We start from the raw sequence: 21,643 nt of genomic DNA, 5'->3' as shown, positions 1-21,643 counted from the left end.
CGCTGGACCGACGTGGGCTGACGGCGGCTCGCGCCCTGCGCGCGATCGGATACCAGGTCTCTCCCGACGCATCACCGCCCTCGCCCCCCCGCCGCCGGCAGCCTCACAACGAACCGCGCCCCGCCGCCGTCGCCCCGCTCGATCCCGATCGAGCCGCCCGCCGCCTCGACGAGCCCCCGGCACACAGCGAGCCCGAGCCCCGTCCCCCCGCCGACCTCCTTGGTCGTGATGAACGGCTCGAACAGCGTCTCGCGGACCGCCTCCGCGATCCCCGGCCCGTTGTCCTCGACCTCGATCCGCGCGCCCCCGTCCGCGCCCCGCGACGCGCGCACCCGGACGCGCCCGCCGGGGCGCGGCACCGCGTCGGCCGCGTTCAGGAGCAGGTTCAGCAGCACCTGCACGAGGCGCCCGTGCGACAGCGGCACGGGCGGCACGTCGGGCGCGAGGTCCCGCGCGAGCTCGACCCCGCGGAACTCCTTCTGCGGCGCCACCAGCGACAGCACGTCCTCGAGCGCGTCCGCCACCGAGCCGGAGGGCGCGTCCCCCGCCTCACCCGCGCCGGGCGCCGCCGGCCGCGCGAAGTCGAGCAGGTCGCGCAGGATCTTGTGGATGCGCTCCGTCTCCCGCTTCATCCGCTCGACGAAGTCGCGCTCCTCCGCCGGCGCGAGGCCCCCCGCGAGCAGCAGCTCCTGGAGGCCGAGGATCGCCGCGATCGGGTTGCCGATCTCGTGCGCCAGCCCCGCCGCGAGCCGCCCCACCGAGGCGAGCCGCTCCGACCGGACCAGCCGCTCCTGCGCGCTCTTCAGGTCCGCCGCGTAGCGCTCGACCTCCGCGATCTTCGCCCGCAGCGACTCCTCGTCGGCGCGGAGGCGGCTCGTCATGTGCGCGAGGCTCGCCCCGAGCTCCGCGAGCTCCCGCGCGCCCGCCTGCGGCGCCTCGAGGTCGCGCGCGCCGCCGGCCACGCGCCCCGCGGCCCGCGACAGCGCGTCGATCGGCCGCACCACGAGGCGCGTCATCGCGATGTACGCGAACACGAGCAGCCCGAGCGCCACCACCCCCGTGTAGAGCGCGACGATCCGGACGAGCGGCGCGGCGGGCACTGTCGACGGGTCCGTCGGCACCAGCACCGCGACCGAGCCCGCCGGCGCCGCGCCCGCGGCCCCCCGTCCGCTGCCCCCGCCCGCTGCGCCCTCGCGCGCCCGCTCCGGCACGACCACCAGGAGCGCGCCCCCGTGCGCCGTGCGCACCGCCCGCAGCACCTCCGCGCCCGCCTCCACCGAGGCCGGCAGCGCGGCCGCGATCTCCGGCTCCCCGGCGCGATCCGCGAGCGCGCCCGCCGCGTCGTAGACCCCGATCGCCGACGCCCCGTCCGGCCCGAGCTGCGCCTCGAGCAGCTGCGACAGCTCCGGCGCGGACCGGCTCGCCCGCGCCGCGGCGACGTGCCCGGCGATGGCCCGACCGATCGCGCGGGCGCTCGACGCGCGCACGCCGCCCATCGTGGCCTGCGTGAGGCTCGCGACAGCGAAGAAGAGCGGCACGAACGCCAGCACGAGCAGCACGCCGAGCGCGAGCAAGAGCTGAAGCCGGATTCCGAGCCGCACGGTGTCGTTGCCCCTCCGCGCCATCCTCGCCCAGGTCGCGCCCGATCGCACCGGCGGGCGCAACGCGGGCTCGACGCGCGCTCGCGCTCAGCCGTCGTGCCGCGGGCGCCGGCAGGCCCGGGGGCGCGCCGCGGCGAACATGCTAGCCTGGCACGTGGGTTGTCCGGCGGGTGACCTCCAGGGCCGATTGATCGACGCGCATCGGGAGCCGTCGGACGTAGGCCGGCAGAGCCTGGCCCCCTCCGAGGACGAGCGGGGCGCGCCGGCTGATCCGGAGGACGATGGCGCGCGGGCGCTCCTCCTCGCGGTGGACGTGCTGCTCTGGGAGATGCGAGGCGACGCGCTCGAGCTGTCGTCGGTGCGCGCGCCGGCGAGGGAGCTGTTCGGGCACGCCGCCGAGCGCTGGGCGGCGGACGACGGGCTGTTCTGGAGGCAGCAGCACCCGGAAGACCGGCCGCGACTGCTCGCGCTCGTGCGCAAGGTCCTCGCGGAGGGGGCGACCGAGCGGATCGAGCACCGCTTCCTCGCCGCGGATGGCCGCCCTGTGTGGCTGAGCAGCGAGCTCGCCCGCCGCAGGGACCAGGCGGGCAGGGCGCCCGTGGTCCTCGGCGTCTCCACGGACGTGACGCGGGCGAGGGCCGCCGAGGACGCGCTCCGCGAGGCAGAAGAGCGGATGCAGGCGCTGCTCGAGTCGACCGAGCAGGGCATCTACGGGCTCGATCGCGCGGGGCGATGCACCTTCGCCAACCCGGCCTGCGTGCGGCTGCTCGGCTACCAGGGCGAGGCGGAGCTCGTCGGGCGCAACATGCACCAGCTCGTCCACCACACGCGCCCGAGCGGCGCGGCGCTGCCCGAGTCCGAGTGCCGTATCTGCGGCACGCTCCGGAACGGGGAGCCCGCGCACCTCGACGGCGAGCTGCTCTTCCGCGCGGACGGGACGGGCCTCGCCGTCGAGTACTGGTCCCGCTCCATCCGCCGGCAAGGCGAGGTCGTCGGCGCCATCGTCACGTTCGTCGACATCACGGAGCGGAAGCGGAGCGAAGAGCTCCTCGAGGTGCAGGCGCTCATGAGCGCGCTCCGGGCGGAGGTGAGCGCGGCGCTGGCCCGCTCCGGGACGATGTCGGAGCTCTTGCAGGGCTGCGCCGAGGCGATCCGGGGGCACCTCGACGCCGCGTTCGCGCGCATCTGGCTGCTCGACGACCTCCACCAGGTGCTCGAGCTCCACGCCAGCGCGGGGATGTACACGCACCTCGACGGGCCTCACAGCCACATCCCCGTCGGCAGCTACAAGATCGGCCGCATCGCGAAGGAGCGCCGGCCGCACCTGACGAACGACGTCCTGAACGACCCGCAGGTGAGCGAGAAGGCGTGGGCGCGGCGCGAGGGCATGGTGTCCTTCGCCGGGTATCCCCTGCTCGTCGAGGACCGGCTCATCGGCGTCGTCGCGATGTTCGCGCGGAGGCCCCTGCACGAGCACGTGCTCGACGCGCTGGGGACGATCGCCGACACTGTCGCGCAGGGGATCGAGCGCAAGCGCGCCGAGGACGCGCTCCAGCGGAGCGAGGGCAGGCGCGCGGCCGAGCACGCGGTGCTGCGGCGCCTCATCGAGCAGAGCGGCGACGGGATCGTCATGGTGGACGAGCACGGCGTCGTCCGCCTGATGAACCCGGAGGCCGAGCGGCAGCTCGGGCCGGCCGCGGAGCGCACGATCGACGCGTGGGCCAGCACGGCGGGCTTCTTCACGCCGGAGGGCGCCCCGATGCCGGCCGCGCAGACGCCGCTCCACCGCGCCCTGCACGGGGAGAAGGTGGAGAGCGCCCGCTGGCAGGTCCGGCGTCCTGACGGCTCGCTGCGCGTCCTGTCGGCGAGCGCCTCGCCCCTGCGCCGCGCGGACGGCGCGCCCGCCGGCGCCGTGATGAACACGCGCGACGAGACCGAGCGGCTCCGGCTGGAGCAGGAGCGCGAGCGGCTGCTCCAGAGCCTCCAGGAGGCGGTCCAGGTGCGCGACGAGTTCCTCTCCATCGCGTCGCATGAGCTCAAGACGCCGCTCACGGCGCTCGTGCTGCAGGTGGAGAGCCTGCGCCGGGCGATCCGGCGCGGGCAGGCCCCCCAGGGCGTGCCGCGGCTCGACGCCAAGCTCTCGACCATCCACCGGAGCGTCTTCCGGCTGAGCGATCTCGTGAACGATCTGCTCGACGTCTCGCAGATCTCCGCGCAGGGCCTGCCGCTGCACGTCGAGGACTTCGACCTCGTCGCGCTGCTCCGCGAGGGCGTCGAGCGGTTCCAGGAGGCGCAGGCGCAGGGCTCGCCGATCCGGCTGCTCGGCTGCCCGGAGGTCCTCGTGCGCTGGGATCGCTCCCGCATGGAGCAGGTGGTCACGAACCTCCTGTCGAACGCCGTGAAGTACGGCGCCGGCGCCCCGATCGACGTGCGCGTCGAGGCCGACGCGGAGCGGGTCCGGTTCGCCGTGCAGGACCGCGGCATCGGCATCGCGCCGGGCGACCAGGCGCGCATCTTCGAGCGGTTCCAGCGCGCGGCGTCGGTGATGCACTACGGCGGGTTCGGCCTGGGCCTCTGGATCGTGCGGCTCATCGTGGAGCAGCACGGCGGCGCCGTGCGGGTGGAGAGCGCGCCCGGGAGCGGCGCGACCTTCTCGGTCGATCTGCCCCGCGTCATCGCCGGGGCCGGCGCCCCGGCGGAGGGCGAGCCGCCGCGGGGGCCCGCGCCGCCGGGGTAGGCCGATCCCCGTGGCGCCGCGGCGTCACGGGCCGGCCGTCAGCGTGCTGTGCTTGCGGCCGTAGCCGAAGTAGATCGCGAGCCCGAGGAGGAGCCAGGCGGCCAGGCGCAGCCAGTTCTCGGTGGGCAGCGAGAACATGAGGAGGAGGCAGATCGCGATCCCGAGGATCGGGGTGAGCGGGTAGAGCGGCACCCGGAACGGGCGCGGCGCGTCCGGCGCCGTCCGGCGCATGATCAGGACCGCGGCGCAGACGAACAGGAACGCAAGGAGCGTCCCGATGTTGACGAGCTCCGCCAGGATCCGCAGCGGGAGGAACGCCGAGAGGGCGGCGACAACGAACCCGGTGAGGAACGTGGACTTCCACGGCGTCCTGAAGACCGGGTGCACCGATCCGAAGAAGCTCCTGGGCAGGAGCCCGTCGCGGGCGATGGCGAGCAGCACGCGCGGCTGGCTGAGCATGAGCACGAGCAGCACGGAGGTGATCCCGGCGATCGCCCCGAGGGAGATGATGAACTGCGCCCACGGGAGGCCGACGCGCGCGAAGGCGTCGGAGACCGGCGCGTCGATGCTCAGCTCGGTGTAGGGCACCATGCCCGTCAGGATCGCCGCGACGGCGACGTAGAGGACGGTGCAGATGACGAGCGAGGCCACGATGCCGATGGGCAGATCGCGCTGCGGGCACTTCGACTCCTCGGCGTGGGTCGAGACCGCGTCGAACCCGATGTACGCGAAGAAGATGGTCGCGGCGCCGGCGAGCATCCCGAGCGGCTCTCCCCCTTTGCCTACCTCGCCGAAGATCGTGTGACCGAAGAAGCTGAGCCCCCCGTACCCGAACGGCGCGAACGGCCGCCAGTTGTCCGGGTTGACGTAGAACGCGCCGACGACGAGGACGAAGAGCACGACCGCGAGCTTGAGCACCACCATCGCGGCGTTGAACGCCGCGCTCTCGCGGATCCCCTTGAGCAAGAGCATCGTGACCGCTGTCGTCACGAGGATGGCGGGGAGATCGAGGATCGCCCCCGTGGACACGAGCTCGCCGAGCGCTGGATCGTAGTCGAACGGCGCGCTCCTGAGCTCTCTTGGCAGCTGTACCCCGAAGATCCCGATGAAATCCTGGAAGTAGTGGGACCACCCGTGCGCCACGGCGGCGGCGCCGACGGCGTACTCGAGGACGAGGTCCCACCCGATGATCCACGCTGGCAGCTCTCCGAGCGTCGCGTACGCGTACGTGTAGGCCGAACCCGCGACCGGCACCATGGCCGCGAACTCCGCGTAACAGAGGGCCGCGAACACGCAGGCAAGCCCCGCGACAACGAAGGACAGCATCAGCGAGGGACCGGCCTTGTCGTGCGCGGCCTGACCGGTGAGCACGAAGATGCCTGTCCCGACGATGGCGCCGATCCCGAGGCTGGTGAGCTGCAGCGGCCCGAGGGCGCGCCGGAGGCGGTGCTCCCCCTCCAGCTCCTTTTTCAGCAGCGACAGCGGTTTGCGGACGAGCAGCCGACTCCCCATGGTCTTTGGTGTGCTGGCTCTGCGGCCCGTCCCCGGGCACGTCAAGCCAGAGGCGGCCCGAGGCGCCGCCGGGCGTCCGGGCGGGGCAGGCTCAGCTCGCCCGTGCCGCGGCCGCGGCCGCGGCCTCGTGCGCCGCGGCGACCTCTGCGTCCTTGCCCGCGATCCGCGCGAACGCGGGCCGACTGCACACCCGCGCGACGTAGCCTTTGACCTCCGGCAGCTCGGGCACGAGCTTGAACATCATCATCCAGTCCAGCGCCTTCCCCCAGAGGACGTCGGCCGCGGAGAACCGATCGCCGAGCAGATACGGCCCCTTCCGGAGCGCCTCCGCCACCACGCCGAACATCGTATCGAACTCCCCGTACGGAGATGTCGCCGGCGGAGCCGGATCGCGCTTCATCGCCCGATCGACGACGGCCGGCTCGAAGCACGACCCGTAGTACGCGATCCACCGGAGATACGGCCCGCGCAGCGGATCCCCGAGGGCCGGGGCCAGGCCGGCCTCCGGGAACAGATCGGCGAGGTAGATGACGATCGCGACCTGCTCGGTGATGAGCGCTCCGTCGTGAAGAATCGCGGGCACCTTGCCGAGCGGGTTCACCGCGAGGTACGGGGCCCTCCGTTGCTCGCCGGCCTTCATGTTCAGGATGCGCAGCTCGTGCGGCGCGCCCAGCTCCTCGAGCAGGATGCGCGTGCCCGACGAGCGCGAGTTCGGTGAATGGAAGAAGACGAGGTTGCCCCTCGAGGTCGTGGTCGAATCAGCCATGTTGTGCCTCCGGGACGGACGCTACTGCCACGGCCAGGCGCGGTATTGTAAAACAGCGCCACGCGCGATCATGAGCCCGAGCATCACCCCCGCGGACCCCACCCGCGGCATCCTGAACCCCGCCGCAGGTCTCCAGCGCTTCGAGCTGCGCCGCCACGCGCCCGCGCCCGACCTGGCCAGGCTCGTCGACTGGCACTGGGTCGTCCGCTGGTCGCTCACAACGCCGTTCGAGCAGGAGATCCTGCCGCACCCCTGCGTCAACCTGGCCATCGAGGCGCCGGGCTCGGCGCTGCACGGCATCGGGACCCGGCGCGAGGTCGCCCGGCTCGAGGGGACGGGGCGCGTCGTCGCGACGAAGTTCAAGCCGGGCGGCTTCTTCCCGTTCGCGCCGCTCCCCATGCGACGACTGGTCGACCGCGTCGTCCCGCTCGTCGAGATCTTCGGCAGCACGGCCCAGCCGATCGAGCGCGCCGTGCTCGGCCAGCCGGACGATGTCCTGGCGGTCCGCGCCGTGGAGGAGCTCCTGCGCGAGCGCAAAGGCCCGGAGGACGCCGTGCTCGACGAGGCCATGGCGCTCGCCGCCCGCGCGCAGGACGATCGCGACATGCACCGCGCCGAGGATCTCGCCCGGATGGCGGGCGTCTCGGTCCGCACGCTGCACCGCGCGTTCGAGCGGTACATCGGCGTCGGGCCCAAGTGGATCATCCGGCGGTCACGCGTGCAGGAGGCCGCCGAGCGCGTGGCGTCGGGCGCGCCCGTCGCGTGGGCGGCGCTCGCGCAGGAGCTCGGGTACCACGATCAGGCGCACCTGATCCGGGACTTCAAGGCCCAGGTCGGCTTCACACCGGCCGCCTACGCAGAGCGGTGCGCGGCAGCGCGGTCGAGATGAGGTGATTGCGCAAAGGGCCCTGGCGGCGATTTACCTCGGCGTCGTCGACCGGATCGATCGCTGCTCTGAAGCGGAGGCCAGCGGGCACGCGACGCATCCGTGGGATATCCTGCTCATCCCATGGAGATCCTGCTCCCGATCGCGCCGGGCCTTCGCTACCGGGTGGGCCTGCGCGCGGCCATCGCGTCCGGGTACCCCCGTTGTCCAGGCCGGGACCGATCCGCTCCCGCAGCGCGCGCAGGACAAGTAGGCGCTCGCCGGCATGCAACGAACGCGCGCGGGCCCGATCACCGCTGCAATGGTCACGCTCCCTGCGCTGTCTTGTGGCGCCTGGACTTCGTTCTCCCCGGAGCGGCCGCGGCGCCCGCGTGCGCCGCGGCGACATGCGCGCTGTCATCTCCGGATCTGGGCCACGAGGACGAGCCGCCCGTCGTCGTGGCGGGCGCATACCTCGTAGTCGGGGTCGGCCCCGGGGCCCCGATCGAGCGCGCTCGCGATCACGCCGAGCAGGTTCGGCCATGTGCCGGCGGCGGCGATCAAGTAGGCAGCCCAGCCTGCCTCCCTGAACGCGTTGAGCGCCTTCTTCGGGTCGTCGAAGCCCCTCCCCGGATCACCGAACGCCGCGCGGAGCGCGGGCAAGAGCTCCCTGGTCGTCGCGTCGCCGACAGCGCATCGCTCGGCGGCGAACGCCCGCTCGACGCCGGCGCGCGAGGCGTCCGTCAGGGCCCACGACCCGACGAGGCGGCTCCGCTTGCCCTGCACCGTGAGCCCGAGGGTGCCGTCGCTGGCGAGCCTGCGCGCCGGCGCCGCGAGCCAGAGGTTCTGCCGGGCCTCGGCGAGGCCCTGGGCAGCGAGCGCCGGCACCACCTTCGGATCGACGGAGTGAGAGAGCGCTCCCGCGATCTTGCCGTAGCCGTCCGTCGCGCCCAGCTCGCCCATCCGGTCGGGGTCGAGGCACACCGACACCACGGGGCTCGCGTCGAACCTGGAGCACCGGCCCTCCGGGCCCCCGCGCTCTTCGCCGAACGCGACGAGCTCCTTCATGGCGGCCGGATCGGCGCCGGCCCCGAAGAGCGGCATCACGATGTCGAGCCGGAGATCCGTGCCCTCCGCGTGGACCGCGACGGCGGCGAGCCCGCCCTGCGCCACGCCGAGCGGCGCGCGGGCGCCGAAGCCGGCGCAGCGGGCGGCGCCCGGGCACGCGTCCAGCGGGGCGCCGCCCGTCAGCACGCCGATCGCGGGCGCCAGGGCGCGCCGCGGGTCCGCCCCGCTCGCGAGCGGGACGAGCAGCCGCAGCCGCGTCGCGTCCTGCGCGTGCCCGCGAACGACCTTCTCGAGCGCGTTGCCCGAGGCCCCCTTGGCGATGGCGTCGACGACCGCGCGCGCGCTCTTCTCGGGCGCGGGCACCACGGCGCCCAGGATCGGCCTGCGCGGATCGACGCCGGCGTTCGCGAGCGTCACGTGCAGCGGATCCTGGCTGCCGAGCGCGCGGTTCGCCTCGACCAGGATCTCGGCGAGCTCGGGCAGGTACCGGACGGCGACGTCGAGATCGCCGGTGCGAAGCGAGAAGTAGAGCGCAGCGCCCGGCGGGAGGCGCGCGATCTGCTCGGCCGACGCGGGCGGCAGCTCGGGTCGGGCGTCCCCAGGCGAAGCCGGATCGCCCGTCGCCGCTCGCGCTGACGCTGCTGCGGAGGCGCTCGGCCGCGCCGCCGGCGCCGCGGCGGCGCTCGGCGAGCTCGCGCCGGTCGAGCCGGGTGGCGCGGCGCAGGCAGCGAGCCCCGCGCCGAGCGCGATGGCTGCGCCGCCGAGGACGATGGGGAGGAGCTCTCGGAGGGGCATGAGCGGGCTCCATGCCCGCGCCGTCGCCGCGCCACAAGCCACGCGCCCCCGCCCGCGCCGTGAGCCGATGCGGAGGGGCACGTCGGCTTGATCGACGCGCTCGACCGCAGCGCCGGACGCTGCGGCGGTCATGAAGCTCGACGAGGCCGGTCTAGGCCGGCCTCACGGCGATCTGCATCTGGGCGACCACGATGTCGCCCTCCATCCATGCCTTGGCACGAAGGCCGCTGTTGCCCCGCTCGTCGGCCTTGATGGCGCCCTGGTACGCCGTCGCCAGGTTGCCCATGGTGCGCGCCTTGTACGGCTCGTACTTGGTATGAACGGAATCGGTGAAGGCGGGATCGAAGTAGAATTGCGTCGTGAAGATGTGGGCTCCACCGCTGTAATTCACGCGACCCATCGACATCGACCCCTGCTTGAAGCAGACGAAGTGGATGTGAACGTCGCGGCCGTTGTACCAGCCGGGGAAGATGCTCCGGAACGAGACGACACCGTCCGCGTCCGTGGTCTGCACGCCGCGACAGAAGCGCTCGCTGGTGTCCAGGTTGTTCTGGCTCGGCCTGCCCGCGTACGGCGAATCGGGGTTCTGTTCATTGGCAGAACCCCTGGCTCCGAAGCCGCTGTAGTACCCCTGCCCGTCCGTGTGCCAGATGTAGACGTCCGCGTCGGCCAGGCCCACGCCCTCGCCATCGCAGTCGGGCTTGCTCAGGTCGAGCACGCGCAGGTGGAGATGCATCTCCACGCCGGGCGGTGCGCTTTCATTGTAGCGACCGCGGATGTCCTGTCGGAACATCGAGATGTCGTCGTTCTTCTCGAGCTCGTGAATGAAGAAGGGCCCCTGACCGGCGCCGTCCGTCTTGTTGAACGCCATGCACATCGGCACGGCCTCGAACGGGGGCGCGATGAGGTCGCCGCCGCCACCAGGTCCCGAGCCTCCCTCGCCCGGGTCGGTGCCTCCCGTGCCGGAGCCACCCGAGCCTGCCGTGGTGCCAGGTCCCGCGCCGCCCGAGCCGGAGCCCGATGTGGTGGCGGCGTCGGCCCCTCCGCCTCCCGTGCCGGGGCCAGTGGTCCCGCTGGCCCCGGAGCTCGCAGAGCTCCCGGTGGTGCCGCTGCCGTCGGGGTTCGGCTCCGATTCGCCGCCGTCTCCGCACGACACGGTGATGGCGATCGCCCCCAGCCCCAGGAGGGCCTGCCGCCGGTCAACGCCCCTGCTCGACGGGTCCTGCGTCTCGGTATCTCGTTCCTTGCTCATAAAGCAGCTCTCCTCAGGTGGCCGATGACCTGTCCGTCCGGCCCGACAAGGCGCGAACAGGCAGCATCTTCCCAAGAACGGCGGCATTAAAGCATGGCGGCGCGGAGCGCGGAAGATGAGACCCGAGCCGAGCCAATCTTCCCGTCCTCATGTAGTTATCCTCCGCTGTTTCACGCGGTTCGGCGCGTCAGGGGTCCAGGGTGACAGGGGCCTGCGGTCGAGATCGCCATCGCGTGTCACGGCGCCCGCCTTTCGGCGCGATGCATCAGACCGACGACACCCCGTGCTGATCGAGGAGCTCGAGCGTCCGCGGATCGGGCTCGGCGCCGCAATACTTGTCGAGCGCCGCGCGGAACGTCTCGTTGTCGGGATCCACGCGGGCGAACAGGGTCATCGACGAGCAGAACTTCATGTCATCGGGGCTGGCGAAGATATCAACCAGCGTACACCCCTCGATCTGGTTCACGAGGCGAGCGCACTCGAGCAATCTCGGGCCGAGCGTCGGGTGCCGCAGATAGGCTTCGGCTTCGGCCTTCGAAGCGATGCCATACCTTCGCGCCATGGCGCTGTGGCCCAGGCCCTGTAGCTGCGGGAATATGAACCACATCCAGTGGCTGGTCTTGTGTCCTCGGCGCAGCTCGGCCAGGACGCGGTCATAGACCGGAGCCTGCGCGTCCACGAATCGTTGTAAGTTGTACGGATCCGACATGGGCGCTCCTCGGGCGTGAGATTAGCATTTCATCTTCGGCGGAGCGATTGGACCAGCGGTGATCGCCAGCGCACGGCCGTGCTCACCAGTTCCGATAACGAATCTTCCATCGCGCCGAACGCCTCGTGAGCGACGCGCGCCGCCTCCTCACCCCCGGCGGTCGGCTTGCGTGTGTACGGGCATCGTCACGCCGCCTCCGCACGTCCCCCGAGCCGGTGGCCCACCTTCGGCGACCCGCGCCTGCAGAGGCGCCCCGCGCCCCCGCTCTCGCCCATCCCCCCACCTGCGGGTCGCCCCGCGGCAGAGAACTGGGCCCGGGGGATCGACCTCTGGTACCGGCATGCGAGCCCATGGCCAACCTGGTGCTCGCCGTGCTCACCGCCCGCCGTATCGCGCGCAATGCGGCGCCGCTCGCCTGCGCGCTGGCCCTCGGGGGGCTCATCGTCCTCGACGCGGCCGAGCGCCTCCCGCCCGTCGCGGCCGCGGCGGCGCTGGCGGTGCTGATCGGGGCGCTCGTCCAGCGGGCGCTGCGGCGCGCCGCCGCCATCGAGGCGAGCGCGCTGCTCGACCTCGAGGTCGGCGCGCTCCTGGTCGTCGCGACGTTCGCCGCGGTCCTCCACCTCGACGGCTCGCTCGACGGCGACGCCCACGCCGCCCTCTACGTCGTCATCGCCCTCGTGAGCGCCTTCGCCCGCCCCGGCGCGTCGCTCCTCGTCGCGCTGGCCTCCGCCGCCCTCGAGATCGCCGTGCGCTCCGTGGCCGCGCGCGGCGCGCCGAGCCTCCTCGACGCCGCGCGCGCCGCCGCGCCGCACATCGGCTTCATGGCCGTCTTCTCGGTGCTGAACGCGGCCGTCCTCCGCGCCGAGATCGGCCGCGTCAGGAAGGCCTCGCGCACCCACCTCCAGGCCGAGATCGACAGGCTCCGCGACGACGCGCGCAGCTACCGCCTGCTCTCCGCGCCGGCCCAGGCGCGCGGCGTCGCCCAGAAGGGCGACGACGAGCGGCTCGCCCGCTCCGGCGTCGAGGAGATCCACCAGTCGGTGCTCTTCGCGCTCCGCCTGCTGCGCGAGTCGCTGGAGCTCTACACCGCGATGCTCCTCTGGCAGAACGACACCGGCACGCACCTGCGCATCAGCGAGCTCGCGAGCGACGCCCCGAACCTCTCCGAGGGCCCGTTCCTCTCGGGCGACGGCGTCTTCGGCGCGGCGATCACGCAGCGCGCGCCCGTCGTCATCGGGGGCCTCAAGCCCGGCTACAAGCTCCCCTACTACGTCGGCCCCTCCCCCGTGCGCGCCGTCTGCGCGCTGCCGGTGTTCGAGCACGGCCAGCTCCGCGGCGTGCTCGTCGTCGATCGCGTCGAGGACCGGCCGTTCTCGCCGCGGGAGCTCGAGCTCATCGACGAGGCGTGCCGCTACGCCGTCCGCGCCATCCAGAACGAGCGCGTCTTCGTCCAGCTCGAGCGCGCCAAGGTCGAGCAGGGCAAGCTCTACCGCGCCGCCGAGGCGCTCGGCGCCGCCACCACGGAGGCCGGCGTCATCGAGGCGGGCGTCACCAGCGCCCGCGAGATCACGTCGGTCGATTTCGCGGCCGTCACGCTCTACGACGAGGCGCAGAAGGTCCACGAGATCCGCGCTGTGAGCGGCGACGGCGGCGCCGAGCTGACGGGGCAGCGCTTCCGGCACAACGCCGGGCTCGTCTCGATGGTGCTGCAGAACCGGCACCCGCTCCCGTACCGCGGTGAGTACGACGAGAAGCGGCAGGTCGTCTTCACCCGCCGGGTCGCGCCGCCGTCGATGCCGTCGATCATCGTGCTCCCGCTGGTCGTGCACGACCGCCCGCTCGGCACGCTGGTGCTCGGCTCGCGCCGGCGCGCGGCGTTCAACGACTCGGTGCGCAGCACGCTCGAGGTGCTCGCCAGCCACATGGCCGTGTCGCTCTCGAACGCGCGCATGATGCGGCGCCTCGAGGAGCTCGCGACCATGGACGGGCTGACGGGGCTCCTGAACAAGCGGGCGATGCTCGAGGTCGCCGACCAGAAGATCACGGCGGCGCGCCGGTTCTCGCGGCGGCTGTCGGTGCTGGTGACCGACATCGACCACTTCAAGAAGGTGAACGACACGTACGGCCACGACGTGGGCGACGTGATCATCAAGGGGCTCGGCGACGTCCTGCGGCGCGCGAAGCGGACGACCGACGCTGTCGCGCGCTTCGGCGGCGAGGAGTTCGTCGTGATCTGCGAGGAGACCGACGCGCGCGGCGCGATGCTGCTCGCCGAGCGCGTGCGCGAGGAGCTCGCCCGGACGACGTTCCACGCGGCCGGGAGCAACGGCCCGGTGCAGTGCGAGGTGACGTGCTCGATCGGCATCGCGACGTACCCCGAGGCGGGCAGCACGTGGGAGGAGCTCTTCAAGGCAGCGGACGAGTCGCTCTACGTCTCGAAGCGGTCGGGCCGGAACCGCTCGACGGCGTGGTCGCCGTCGATGCGGTCCAGCAGCTCGCACCCGCCCGCGGCCGAGGCGCCCGCGCCGGCGAAGGCAGGCTCGGAGCCGCCGGCGCCGGCGAGGGCCGCGGCGGAGGCGGGTGCCCCGGCGAGGACGGCGGCCGCGAGGACCGCGGCGGAGCCGGGCGCGGCGGCGAGGACGGCGGCCGCGAGGACCGCGGCCGAGGCGGGCGCGCCGGCGAGGGCCGCGGCAGCGAGGACCCCGGCGGCGGCGCCCGCCGCGCAGCGCAGGGCGCCCGTGGGCAGCGGCGCCCCGGCGCTCGCGGGGCCGGACGGCGCGCCGGCGGCCGGGAGGCGCGTGGCGGCCTCGGGGCCGCCGCCGGCGAAGGCGCCCGGCGCGCCCGGCGAGGGCGAGCCCCGGAGCAAGCCGAGGCGTCCGTCGGAGGCCGATCCCTCGAGCAAGCCGAAGACAGCGGCCTGAGCGCCCGCGCGCCGCTTGCGGCGCCGGCGTGGCGGGAACATAAGCCTGCTCGAGAGAGGCCAAGGAGGAGCGATGAGCTCGGACCCTGATCGCGACGACCCCAGGGAGGATCTCAAGCAGGGGCTGAGCCTGCTCTGGCGCGCGGCGCGCAAGACGGCCGGGGACCTGCGCAGGGACCTCGACCGCACGAGCGTCGGCAAGGCGGTCGACGACGCCGGGCGCGAGCTCGTGCGGGCGGCGACGAACGTGGTCGGCCGGCTCGGCGCCGAGCTGAGCAAGCGTCCGCCGGCGCCGCCGCCGCGGGACGAGCGTCCCCAGGAGGGCGCGGAGCCCGAGGGCCCGCCGGCGCGGCCCGCCGGGCCGACGCCGGAGGATCCTGGGTTCCGCATCGCGGTCGACCCGGAGGACAAGGGCGACAAGCCCCGCTGAGCGGCGGCGGCGCGGCGCCGGTCACGGCGCGCTTGCCGCGGCCTTCCCGCCCCGGGGTTCGCCCCCTGCCGCCACGCCGGCGCGCGCAGCCGCCGCGCCGGCGACCTTCGCGGCGGTGAGCCCGTCGGCCTGCACCACGCACGCCTGGACGGGCCGGCCGAGCGACGCGCGCCCGGTCACGGCGCCACCCAGCGCGTCGAGGAACGTGATCCCGCCGCGCGCGTCGCACAGCGCGAAGCCGCCTGTGTAGGCCGCGCCGCCGAGGAAGTCGGCCTCGCCGGCGTGGACCCACGCGAGCGCGCCCGTGCGCGCGTTGATGCCGACGGCGGCCCGGTAGTACGTCGCCACGAAGCGGTTCGCGTGGAAGCCGGGCCGGCCGGAGGCGCGCGGGCGGGCGTAGAGCCGCGCCCAGTCCGCGGCCGAGGCGGTCGGCGCGAGCACCTCGGTCCCCGGGGTCATCCACACGGGCGCTCCGGGCAGCTCGCGCGCTGGCAGCGTCGCGGTCGAGGCGCGCCCGGCCGAGCCGAGGCCGATCGCCTCGTCGAGCCGCGTCGCCGCGCGGCCGCCGCCGAAGAACACCGCGCCGCCGAGAAGGAAGGCGCGGCTCACCTCGTGGCGCAGCGCCGCCCGCGCCACCTCGCCACCCGTCTGCAGGTCGAAGACGGTGACGTACTGCCCCTGCCACGGCAGGAACGCGTGGCGCCCCACGACCGCGGGCACGCCGATGTCGGCGTCGTCCTCGATCTGGCGCTGCACCATCCCGTCGTGGCCGACGGCGAGCACCACGCTCGTGGTGCCCGTTGTCGACACGAGCGACACCACGGTGGTCTCGCCGTCGTCGCCCGCGCCGCGGAGCCTCCCGCCGGCGTTCCGCTGCCAGAGCAGCCGGCCGGTGCGCGCGTCGAGGGCGAACAGCTCGCCCTCGCCGAGCCCCACGACGACGCTCCCCGCGACGGCCGGACGCGCGTCGAGCGGGTGCGCGAAGGTCCACGCCGGGCCGCCGTCGAGCGGCAGGCCCACGAGCCGGTGAGGCCCTGGACCCGCGACGACCCCGACCGCCACGTCCGCGCCGACCGGGATGGGCCTGCCGGCGAACCGCTGCTGGAAGGCCGCGATGCGGGCGCCGCCGTCGTCCTTCCAGGCCGGGTCGAACGCCTCGCCCTGCGTCTGCCCGCCGCCGCAGGCGCCCGCGAGGGCCGCGAGCGCGGCGCGCGTCGCGAGGAGCAGCGCGCGGGCGCGGGCGGCGACGCGGGGCGGGCGCGGGGGTCGCATGCGAGGAGTCCTGCGGCGGTCGTAGCGCGGCTCCTCCCGGCCGGCCAAGCGCGCGTCGGGGCGATCCGGGCGGCGTCCCGGGCGCGGGTCGCGCCGGGAGCGAAGGTCACGGGGGCGTTGCGGAGCGGCTCTCCGCGAGGGGCGTGACGTCGCCGGGCTCGCGAGCTTGCGTGTCCGCGCCGACGGCAGCTCACGTCGATAAAAGCCGCTGCTGCTCTCTCACTGCACTCGCTAGAAAACGGAAGAAATCGAACGCCACGCCGACCGGATCGTACAGCGGGATCTCGAAGCGAGCACCGGAGCGCAGCCAGACGTCAAGCGAGAGGGACACCGGGTCCTTCACGGGGAGCACCAGCCGTGCGACATCGGCGAACCTGAAGGACCTGGGCTCGGGCTCGCAGAGCACGGTCAATCCTTCCTCGGTGATCACGAGCGCATCTCTGCTTGATTCTTTGCAGTTCTCGTAGACGCCGATGGCCCGCCCTGGGATCGGCGGGTGCCCGTCGTCCCACCAGCGGGGCCTCGCTCGGTGTCCGAACGAGAAATACCGGTCGATCCCCCTTCTACTCCCGTCCGAGAGGACCCGGGGTCGCAGGTTGCGATTCGCATGCATCTCGTTCGTCGCCACCGGAGTCCTCCTCGTGGAGCATGGTCCCGCCGGGCGCGTTCCAAGGGCGTCTTCAGCTCAGCCAAGCACCACGCAGTGCTCCTTCACCATGGCCTTTCCCCGACGGCAGCAGGCTCAGGATGTCGCGAACGTCTTCGGCGGTGAATCGCTCTGACATGGTGCCCAGCACGTGACACAAGACGGTCGAAGACAGGCGCGCATGCAGCTCCCGGGCGTCCTCGCTCCAGCGGACGAAGGCCGCATGGCCTATCGTCCTCGCGATATCATCGAGAAGATTCCACGCATCAAGGGCATCCTCGAGGGGGAACGAGGACGGCTCGATCTCCTGCCTCACCAGCAGGTCCATATCGTACGCAGCGGACTCACCCGGGCCGTCGACGAGGTGGAGGCCTCGTCGTACGGCATGAGCCCTCGCCGCGCCTTCGCTGCGCCAGAGCAGCAGCCTGCCCCCGTCAGCGGCGACGCCATCCGCCCCGTTCGTGTACCAGAGACAATAGAGGCATTCGCCGTCCATCGTCACGCGGCAGGCATAGTATTGACGGTCTTCTTCGGCGCTCATGAGAATTATCCCCTGCATCGCTCGACGACTTGTCGACAGGTCACCTGCCCCGGCCGGTGGTGGCCCTCATCATATCGAATTCGACCGCAATCTGGCACGGATTTCGATCCAGACGCGGGTGTCGAACGCGATGGGGGCGCGGCGGCGGGTCGTGCTCGGCGGCGGTTCAAGGCCGATGCGGTGCCGGCGCATCCCGGCTCGGCCACAGCAATCTTCCGACGTCGAACATGCCTGGAGCGCGCTTGACATCATCTCCCGAGGCGCGACCATCCCCCGGTTACGCTGACCCAGGAGGGAACCTGTGCCCCCGAATCGAACCACCAAGAACAACCCCGTCTCCAGCAAGGCTGAACCCAGATCGTCCACGAAGACGCCGGCCCCGCGAACGAAACGCCCGAGCCCCCCGCGCCACGACGCGACCGCCGACGAGGCGCTCCTCGCGCTGGGACCGACGTACGCGGCCGCCCCCGACATGCCCGTGAGCGTCGCGGAGCGCGAGCTCACCTCGCTTTCGCGCCTCGCGCACGCGCAGCAGGCGCGCTTCTCCAGGATCGGTATCACCGCCGACAAGGTGGATCTCCTCGCCCGCTTCGCGCGGCGCCTCGGCGCGCTCGAGAAAGCGTGGCAGAGGGCACGCGGCGCCGTGAAGCTCACGGCCGCGCAGCGAAAGCTCCGCGACGAGGCCGAGGCGCTCGACGCGAAGCTCGTGGCCGGCGGCCGGTGGGGCTGCCGCAACGACGCCGCCGCCCAGGCAGAGCTCTCGCGCATCGCCGACGGCTCCGGCCTCGCGGACACCATCCAGGACCTGCGCGATCTCGTCGACTTCTGGTCCGACCACGAGAGCGCGCTCGGCGTGACCGACATCACCCGAAAGGATCTCGAGCGCGCCAGAGCGCTCGCCGACGCGCTCGAGGAAGCCGCCGCCAACGAGGCCTCCGACGCGAGCGCCGCGCGCGCGCTGGAGCTCCGCAATCGCTGCTTCTGGGCCGCCGACGAGCTCGCCAAGGACGTCCGCGAGGGCGGCCGTTATGCCTTCCGCGATCAGCCCAAGATCGCGGCAAGGTTCGTATCGCGCCACCGGGCGACGCTGAACCGGCGGTCCCGCCTGAAATCCAAGAAAGCCAAGGCAGACGCGCTCCCCGAGCAGGCTGCGGTGATCTGAGAGCGCCTCGCGCACGTCTCTATCGCTCCCGCGCCCATCCCTATCGCTCCCGCGCCCATCCCTATCGCTCCCGCGCCCATCCCTATCGCTCCCGCGCCCATCCCTATCGCTCCCGCGCCCATCCCTATCGCACAGCCCCCAGCCCCTTCGCCTTCACGCCATCTCCACGCGCGCGTCCCGCGGTGCCCCGCTCGCGACGCCGCTTCGCCGCGTGCTAGAAGGCCCCGTGCACTTCACCATCTCTCACGACCTCGACGCGCCCCTCGACGCCGTCGAGCTCGCCGTGCTCTCGCCCGAGCTCGGGCCGCGGCTGGCCACCAGGGTCGCCTCGCTCGAGAGCGTCGTGACCGTCGAGCACGCGCTCCGCGAGGGCGAGCTCCTCCGCGTCCTGCGCTTCCAGGCGAGCGCGCCGCTGCCGATCTTCGCGAGCTACCCCGTCGCGAAGGACGCCATGTCCTGGGAGGAGCGCTCGACCTACCGGCTCTGCGATCACGCCGCCACGTGGCAGGTCAGCCCGAAGGAGCAGTGGCGCAGCTACTTCCGCTCCGCGGGCACCTACCGGCTCGAGCGCCTGCCCGAAGGCCGCACCCGCCGCCGCGTCCAGGGCGATATCGAGATCCGGCTGCGCCTGCTCGGCCCCCTCGTCGAGCGCCTCGCCCTCGCCGAGGTCCAGCGGACGTACGACGCCGAAGCAGATACGCTCCGGGAGCTCGTCAGCGCATGAACGACCTACTCCACCCCGCCCACGCCGCCCGCCGTGCCCCCTTCGCCCGCGCAGGCCACCCCGCCCACGCCGCCCGCCGGGCCCCCTTCGGCCGCGCCGCCGCAGCCCTCCTCGGCCTGTGCGCGCTCGCCGGCGCGACCGCCGCGCGCGCCGCGCCGACCGACGGACCCTCGCAGCCGATCCCCGACCCGGGCAAGGCCGTCGCCAGCAGCGACGACACCTCCGCGATCGCCGTCAACCCCGCGAACCTCTCCTTCCTCCCGGGCACCGAGCTCCGGTGGACATGGGTCTCCACGGGATCGACCTCGCCGCTGCCGGCCCGCGGCCACTCGATCGCGCTCGGCGTGCCGCTCTGGTTCGTGTCGACCGGCCTGCGCTTCGACTTCCTCGACCCGCCCGACGCCGCGGCCGCGCCGCTCGACAGCCCGTCGCGCTGGATCCGCTGGGGCCTCGCGCTCGACACAGGCCCGAGCTTCGCCTTCGGGACGACCCTCGGCTGGGGCAGCTCCGACGCGCCGGCGCTCGACGGCTACTTCTCGCTCACCAGCGGCGTCACCCTCCGGCCCGCCACCTGGCTCTCCCTCTCGGCCGTCGCCCGCGACTGGAACCGCCCCGAGAGCCGCCTGCGCCAGGCCATCGAGCGCAGCTACGACTTCGGCGTCGCCGTGCGCCCCGTCGGCGGCAGGCGCGCGCTCGAGATCGGCCTCGAGACCGCCTACGTCGAGGACAGCGACCCCGACGAGAGCGGCGCCTGGGTGCCGCGGGCGACGCTCGGCCTGCGCGTGCCCTACGTGGGCACGCTCCGCGGCGACGTGACGCTGCGCGACCTCGCGGCGGACGGCGGCCCCAGGATCGCCGCCATGGCCGGCCTCGACATCAACGTCGACGAGCTGCAGCTCTCGGCCGGCGGCGTCTTCGGCGACGCGGTCACGAAGAACGGGACCGGCTACTACGTCGGCGCCGCGCTCCGCAGCTTCACCGAGCCGGGCGTCCGGCTGCCCGCCCGCGTCGTCCGGGTCCGCCTCGACTCGACCCCGGGCGTCCGCAGGCACACGCGCTTCCTGCAGCGGCTCTGGCGCCTCGCCGAGGACCCGGAGGTCTCCGGGGTCGCGCTCGTGTTCCGCGCGGAGCCGGCCAGCTCGCTCGCCCACGCCGAGGAGGTCAGCGACGCGATCCGCAACCTGAAGCGCCACGGCAAGAAGGTCCTCTGCCACCTCGAGGACGCCGGCGGGCGCTCGCTCCACGTGTGCTCGCACGCCGACGCCATCGCCATGAACCCCGCGGGCGGGCTGCGCTTCTCCGGCATCTCGTCGAGCTACTTCTACTTCGGCGGGCTCCTGAAGAAGCTCGGCGTCCAGGCGGACATCGTCCGCATCGGCGCGCACAAGCTCGCCGCCGAGCAGTTCGCGCGCGAGAACAGCACCCAGGTCGGCAAGGACGACCACCAGGAGCTGCTCGAGCAGTTCAGCGACGCCTTCGTCGGCGAGGTGAGCGCCGGGCGCCGCATCCCCGTCGACGAGCTCGAGCGGCGGCTCGCGCGCGGCCCGTTCCTCGCCCAGGAGGCGCGGCAGCTCGGCCTCATCGACATGCTCGCCTACGACGACGAGATCGGCCGCGTCGTCGACGAGGTGATGGGGCGCTCGTCGCGCGTCGTCGACGACGCCCCGGACGACGAGGCGCCGGAGCGCTGGGGCCACTCGCCCAAGATCGCGCTCGTCTACCTCGACGGCGACATGATCGACGGCGAGAGCCGGTCGATCCCGTTCCTCGGCGTCAAGCTCGCCGGCTCGTACACTGTCGCGGGCGCGCTGCGCCGCGCGCGCGAGGACAGCACCGTCCGCGCCGTCGTGCTCCGCGTCGAGACCGGCGGCGGCTCGACGCTCGCGGCGGACGTCATCCTCCGCGAGGCGATCCTGACCGCGCGGGTGAAGCCGCTCATCGTCTCGATGGGCTCGTCGGCGGCGAGCGGCGGCTACTACGCGTCGGTCGCCGGCGGCCCGATCTTCGCGAACCGCTCCACGGTCACCGGATCGATCGGCATCTTCTACGGCAAGGTCGACGTCACCGGCCTGCTCCAGAAGCTCGGCGTCGGCATCGAGACGTTCCGCACGACGCCCCGCGCCGACGCCGAGTCGATCTACAGGCCGTTCACCGACGACGAGCGCGAGCAGCTCGGCGTCAAGGTGAAGCAGCTCTACGACCGCTTCATCGCCCGCGTCGTCGAGGGCCGGCACATGCGGCCCGAGGAGGTCGACGCCCTCGCGCGCGGCCGCGTGTGGACCGGCGCCCAGGCCCTGGAGCGCCGGCTCGTCGACCGCGTCGGCGGCCTGCGCGAGGCGCTCGCGGAGGCGCGCAGGCTGGGCCGGCTCCCCGACGACGCGCCCGTCCTCCCGCTCCCCGAGGAGGACACCTCGCTCCTCGGCTACGCCCTCGGCCTGGTCGGCTTCTCGGCGCAGGCGCAGGGCGAGCTCGCGAAGGCGACGATCCCGCCCGTGATGCTCGACGCCGCGCGCGCCCTCACGCCGTTCCTCGTGTTCGGCGCGGAGCGGCCGCTCGCGCGCAGCGAGTTCGCCGGCGAGATCTCGTTCGGCGTGCCCCTCACGGCGCGCGAGGACGAGCCCTCCGCGCACGAGGAGCGCTGAG

At 73.4% G+C, this 21,643-nt stretch carries 16 protein-coding genes; 7 read left to right on the top strand and 9 right to left on the bottom strand.

Translation table 11 applies throughout. From position 1 onward, the window contains the following. Positions 1-71: 71 nt before the first annotated feature. Complete coding sequence (locus WMF42_RS41705; RefSeq protein ID WP_061613502.1) at positions 72-1,601, bottom strand: sensor histidine kinase; 1,530 nt, start codon at positions 1,599-1,601, stop codon at positions 72-74. Positions 1,602-1,788: 187 nt separating this feature from the next. Between WMF42_RS41705 and WMF42_RS41700 the strand changes: the two genes are divergently transcribed. Next, positions 1,789-4,338: a PAS domain S-box protein gene (locus tag WMF42_RS41700; protein ID WP_437688672.1), complete on the top strand. Its 2,550-nt coding sequence runs from the start codon at positions 1,789-1,791 to the stop codon at positions 4,336-4,338. Positions 4,339-4,362: 24 nt separating this feature from the next. Here WMF42_RS41700 and WMF42_RS41695 read toward each other — a convergent pair whose 3' ends face one another. Together WMF42_RS41695 and WMF42_RS41690 are read right to left on the bottom strand one after the other, a co-directional pair. Next, entirely contained in the window at positions 4,363-5,850 is a 1,488-nt protein-coding gene (locus WMF42_RS41695; RefSeq protein ID WP_061613494.1) for an amino acid permease, read from the bottom strand. A 91-nt stretch (positions 5,851-5,941) separates the two neighbouring features. Next, on the bottom strand, positions 5,942-6,616 hold the full coding sequence (locus tag WMF42_RS41690) for a glutathione S-transferase family protein (RefSeq protein WP_061613495.1): 675 nt from the start codon (positions 6,614-6,616) through the stop codon (positions 5,942-5,944). 70 nt (positions 6,617-6,686) lie between these two features. Between WMF42_RS41690 and WMF42_RS41685 the strand changes: the two genes are divergently transcribed. Further along, complete coding sequence (locus tag WMF42_RS41685; protein ID WP_061613496.1) at positions 6,687-7,505, top strand: helix-turn-helix transcriptional regulator; 819 nt, start codon at positions 6,687-6,689, stop codon at positions 7,503-7,505. Positions 7,506-7,898: 393 nt separating this feature from the next. On the opposite strand, the gene WMF42_RS41680 is transcribed toward WMF42_RS41685, so the two are convergent. The 3 genes from WMF42_RS41680 to WMF42_RS41670 all read right to left on the bottom strand — a co-directional run bounded on the left by WMF42_RS41680 (position 7,899) and on the right by WMF42_RS41670 (position 11,305). Next, complete coding sequence (locus tag WMF42_RS41680; protein WP_437688670.1) at positions 7,899-9,344, bottom strand: hypothetical protein; 1,446 nt, start codon at positions 9,342-9,344, stop codon at positions 7,899-7,901. Positions 9,345-9,495: 151 nt separating this feature from the next. Continuing rightward, positions 9,496-10,596 carry a hypothetical protein gene (locus tag WMF42_RS41675; RefSeq protein WP_437688668.1) on the bottom strand — a complete coding sequence of 367 codons (1,101 nt, stop codon included), beginning with the start codon at positions 10,594-10,596 and terminating at the stop codon, positions 9,496-9,498. Between the two features lie 265 nt (positions 10,597-10,861). Continuing rightward, on the bottom strand, positions 10,862-11,305 hold the full coding sequence (locus WMF42_RS41670) for a DUF1810 domain-containing protein (RefSeq protein WP_437688666.1): 444 nt from the start codon (positions 11,303-11,305) through the stop codon (positions 10,862-10,864). A 350-nt stretch (positions 11,306-11,655) separates the two neighbouring features. Here WMF42_RS41670 and WMF42_RS41665 point away from each other — a divergent pair, with 350 nt between their 5' ends. Both WMF42_RS41665 and WMF42_RS41660 read left to right on the top strand, forming a co-directional pair. Then, a complete protein-coding gene (locus WMF42_RS41665; RefSeq protein ID WP_437688664.1) occupies positions 11,656-14,226 on the top strand; it encodes a sensor domain-containing diguanylate cyclase in 2,571 nt (856 codons plus the stop codon). A gap of 72 nt (positions 14,227-14,298) precedes the next feature. After that, complete coding sequence (locus tag WMF42_RS41660; protein WP_437688663.1) at positions 14,299-14,655, top strand: hypothetical protein; 357 nt, start codon at positions 14,299-14,301, stop codon at positions 14,653-14,655. Positions 14,656-14,676: 21 nt separating this feature from the next. Here WMF42_RS41660 and WMF42_RS41655 read toward each other — a convergent pair whose 3' ends face one another. From WMF42_RS41655 to WMF42_RS41645, 3 genes are all read right to left on the bottom strand, one after another. Then, complete coding sequence (locus WMF42_RS41655) at positions 14,677-15,927, bottom strand: outer membrane protein assembly factor BamB family protein (protein ID WP_437688661.1); 1,251 nt, start codon at positions 15,925-15,927, stop codon at positions 14,677-14,679. A gap of 190 nt (positions 15,928-16,117) precedes the next feature. Then, positions 16,118-16,555 (bottom strand): hypothetical protein, encoded by a 438-nt coding sequence (locus WMF42_RS41650; protein ID WP_437688659.1) that lies wholly within the window; start codon positions 16,553-16,555, stop codon positions 16,118-16,120. 52 nt (positions 16,556-16,607) lie between these two features. Further along, complete coding sequence (locus WMF42_RS41645; protein ID WP_437688657.1) at positions 16,608-17,114, bottom strand: hypothetical protein; 507 nt, start codon at positions 17,112-17,114, stop codon at positions 16,608-16,610. Between the two features lie 301 nt (positions 17,115-17,415). Here WMF42_RS41645 and WMF42_RS41640 point away from each other — a divergent pair, with 301 nt between their 5' ends. The 3 genes from WMF42_RS41640 (at position 17,416) to sppA (ending at position 21,642) form a co-directional block, all read left to right on the top strand. Next, positions 17,416-18,276 carry a hypothetical protein gene (locus WMF42_RS41640; protein ID WP_437688655.1) on the top strand — a complete coding sequence of 287 codons (861 nt, stop codon included), beginning with the start codon at positions 17,416-17,418 and terminating at the stop codon, positions 18,274-18,276. Between the two features lie 226 nt (positions 18,277-18,502). Then, entirely contained in the window at positions 18,503-19,000 is a 498-nt protein-coding gene (locus tag WMF42_RS41635; protein ID WP_061612790.1) for a DUF2505 domain-containing protein, read from the top strand. After that, complete coding sequence (gene sppA, locus WMF42_RS41630; RefSeq protein WP_437688654.1) at positions 18,997-21,642, top strand: signal peptide peptidase SppA; 2,646 nt, start codon at positions 18,997-18,999, stop codon at positions 21,640-21,642. The genes WMF42_RS41635 and sppA overlap by 4 nt, the downstream gene beginning before the upstream one ends. The last annotated feature ends 1 nt before the right edge of the window (position 21,643 follow it).

It is taken from the genome of Sorangium sp. So ce176 (assembly GCF_051519835.1).
Taxonomy (GTDB): domain Bacteria; phylum Myxococcota_A; class Polyangia; order Polyangiales; family Polyangiaceae; genus Sorangium; species Sorangium cellulosum_G.
Note: the sequence above shows the minus strand (reverse complement) of the source record. Positions and strands in the feature narration are given on the sequence as shown.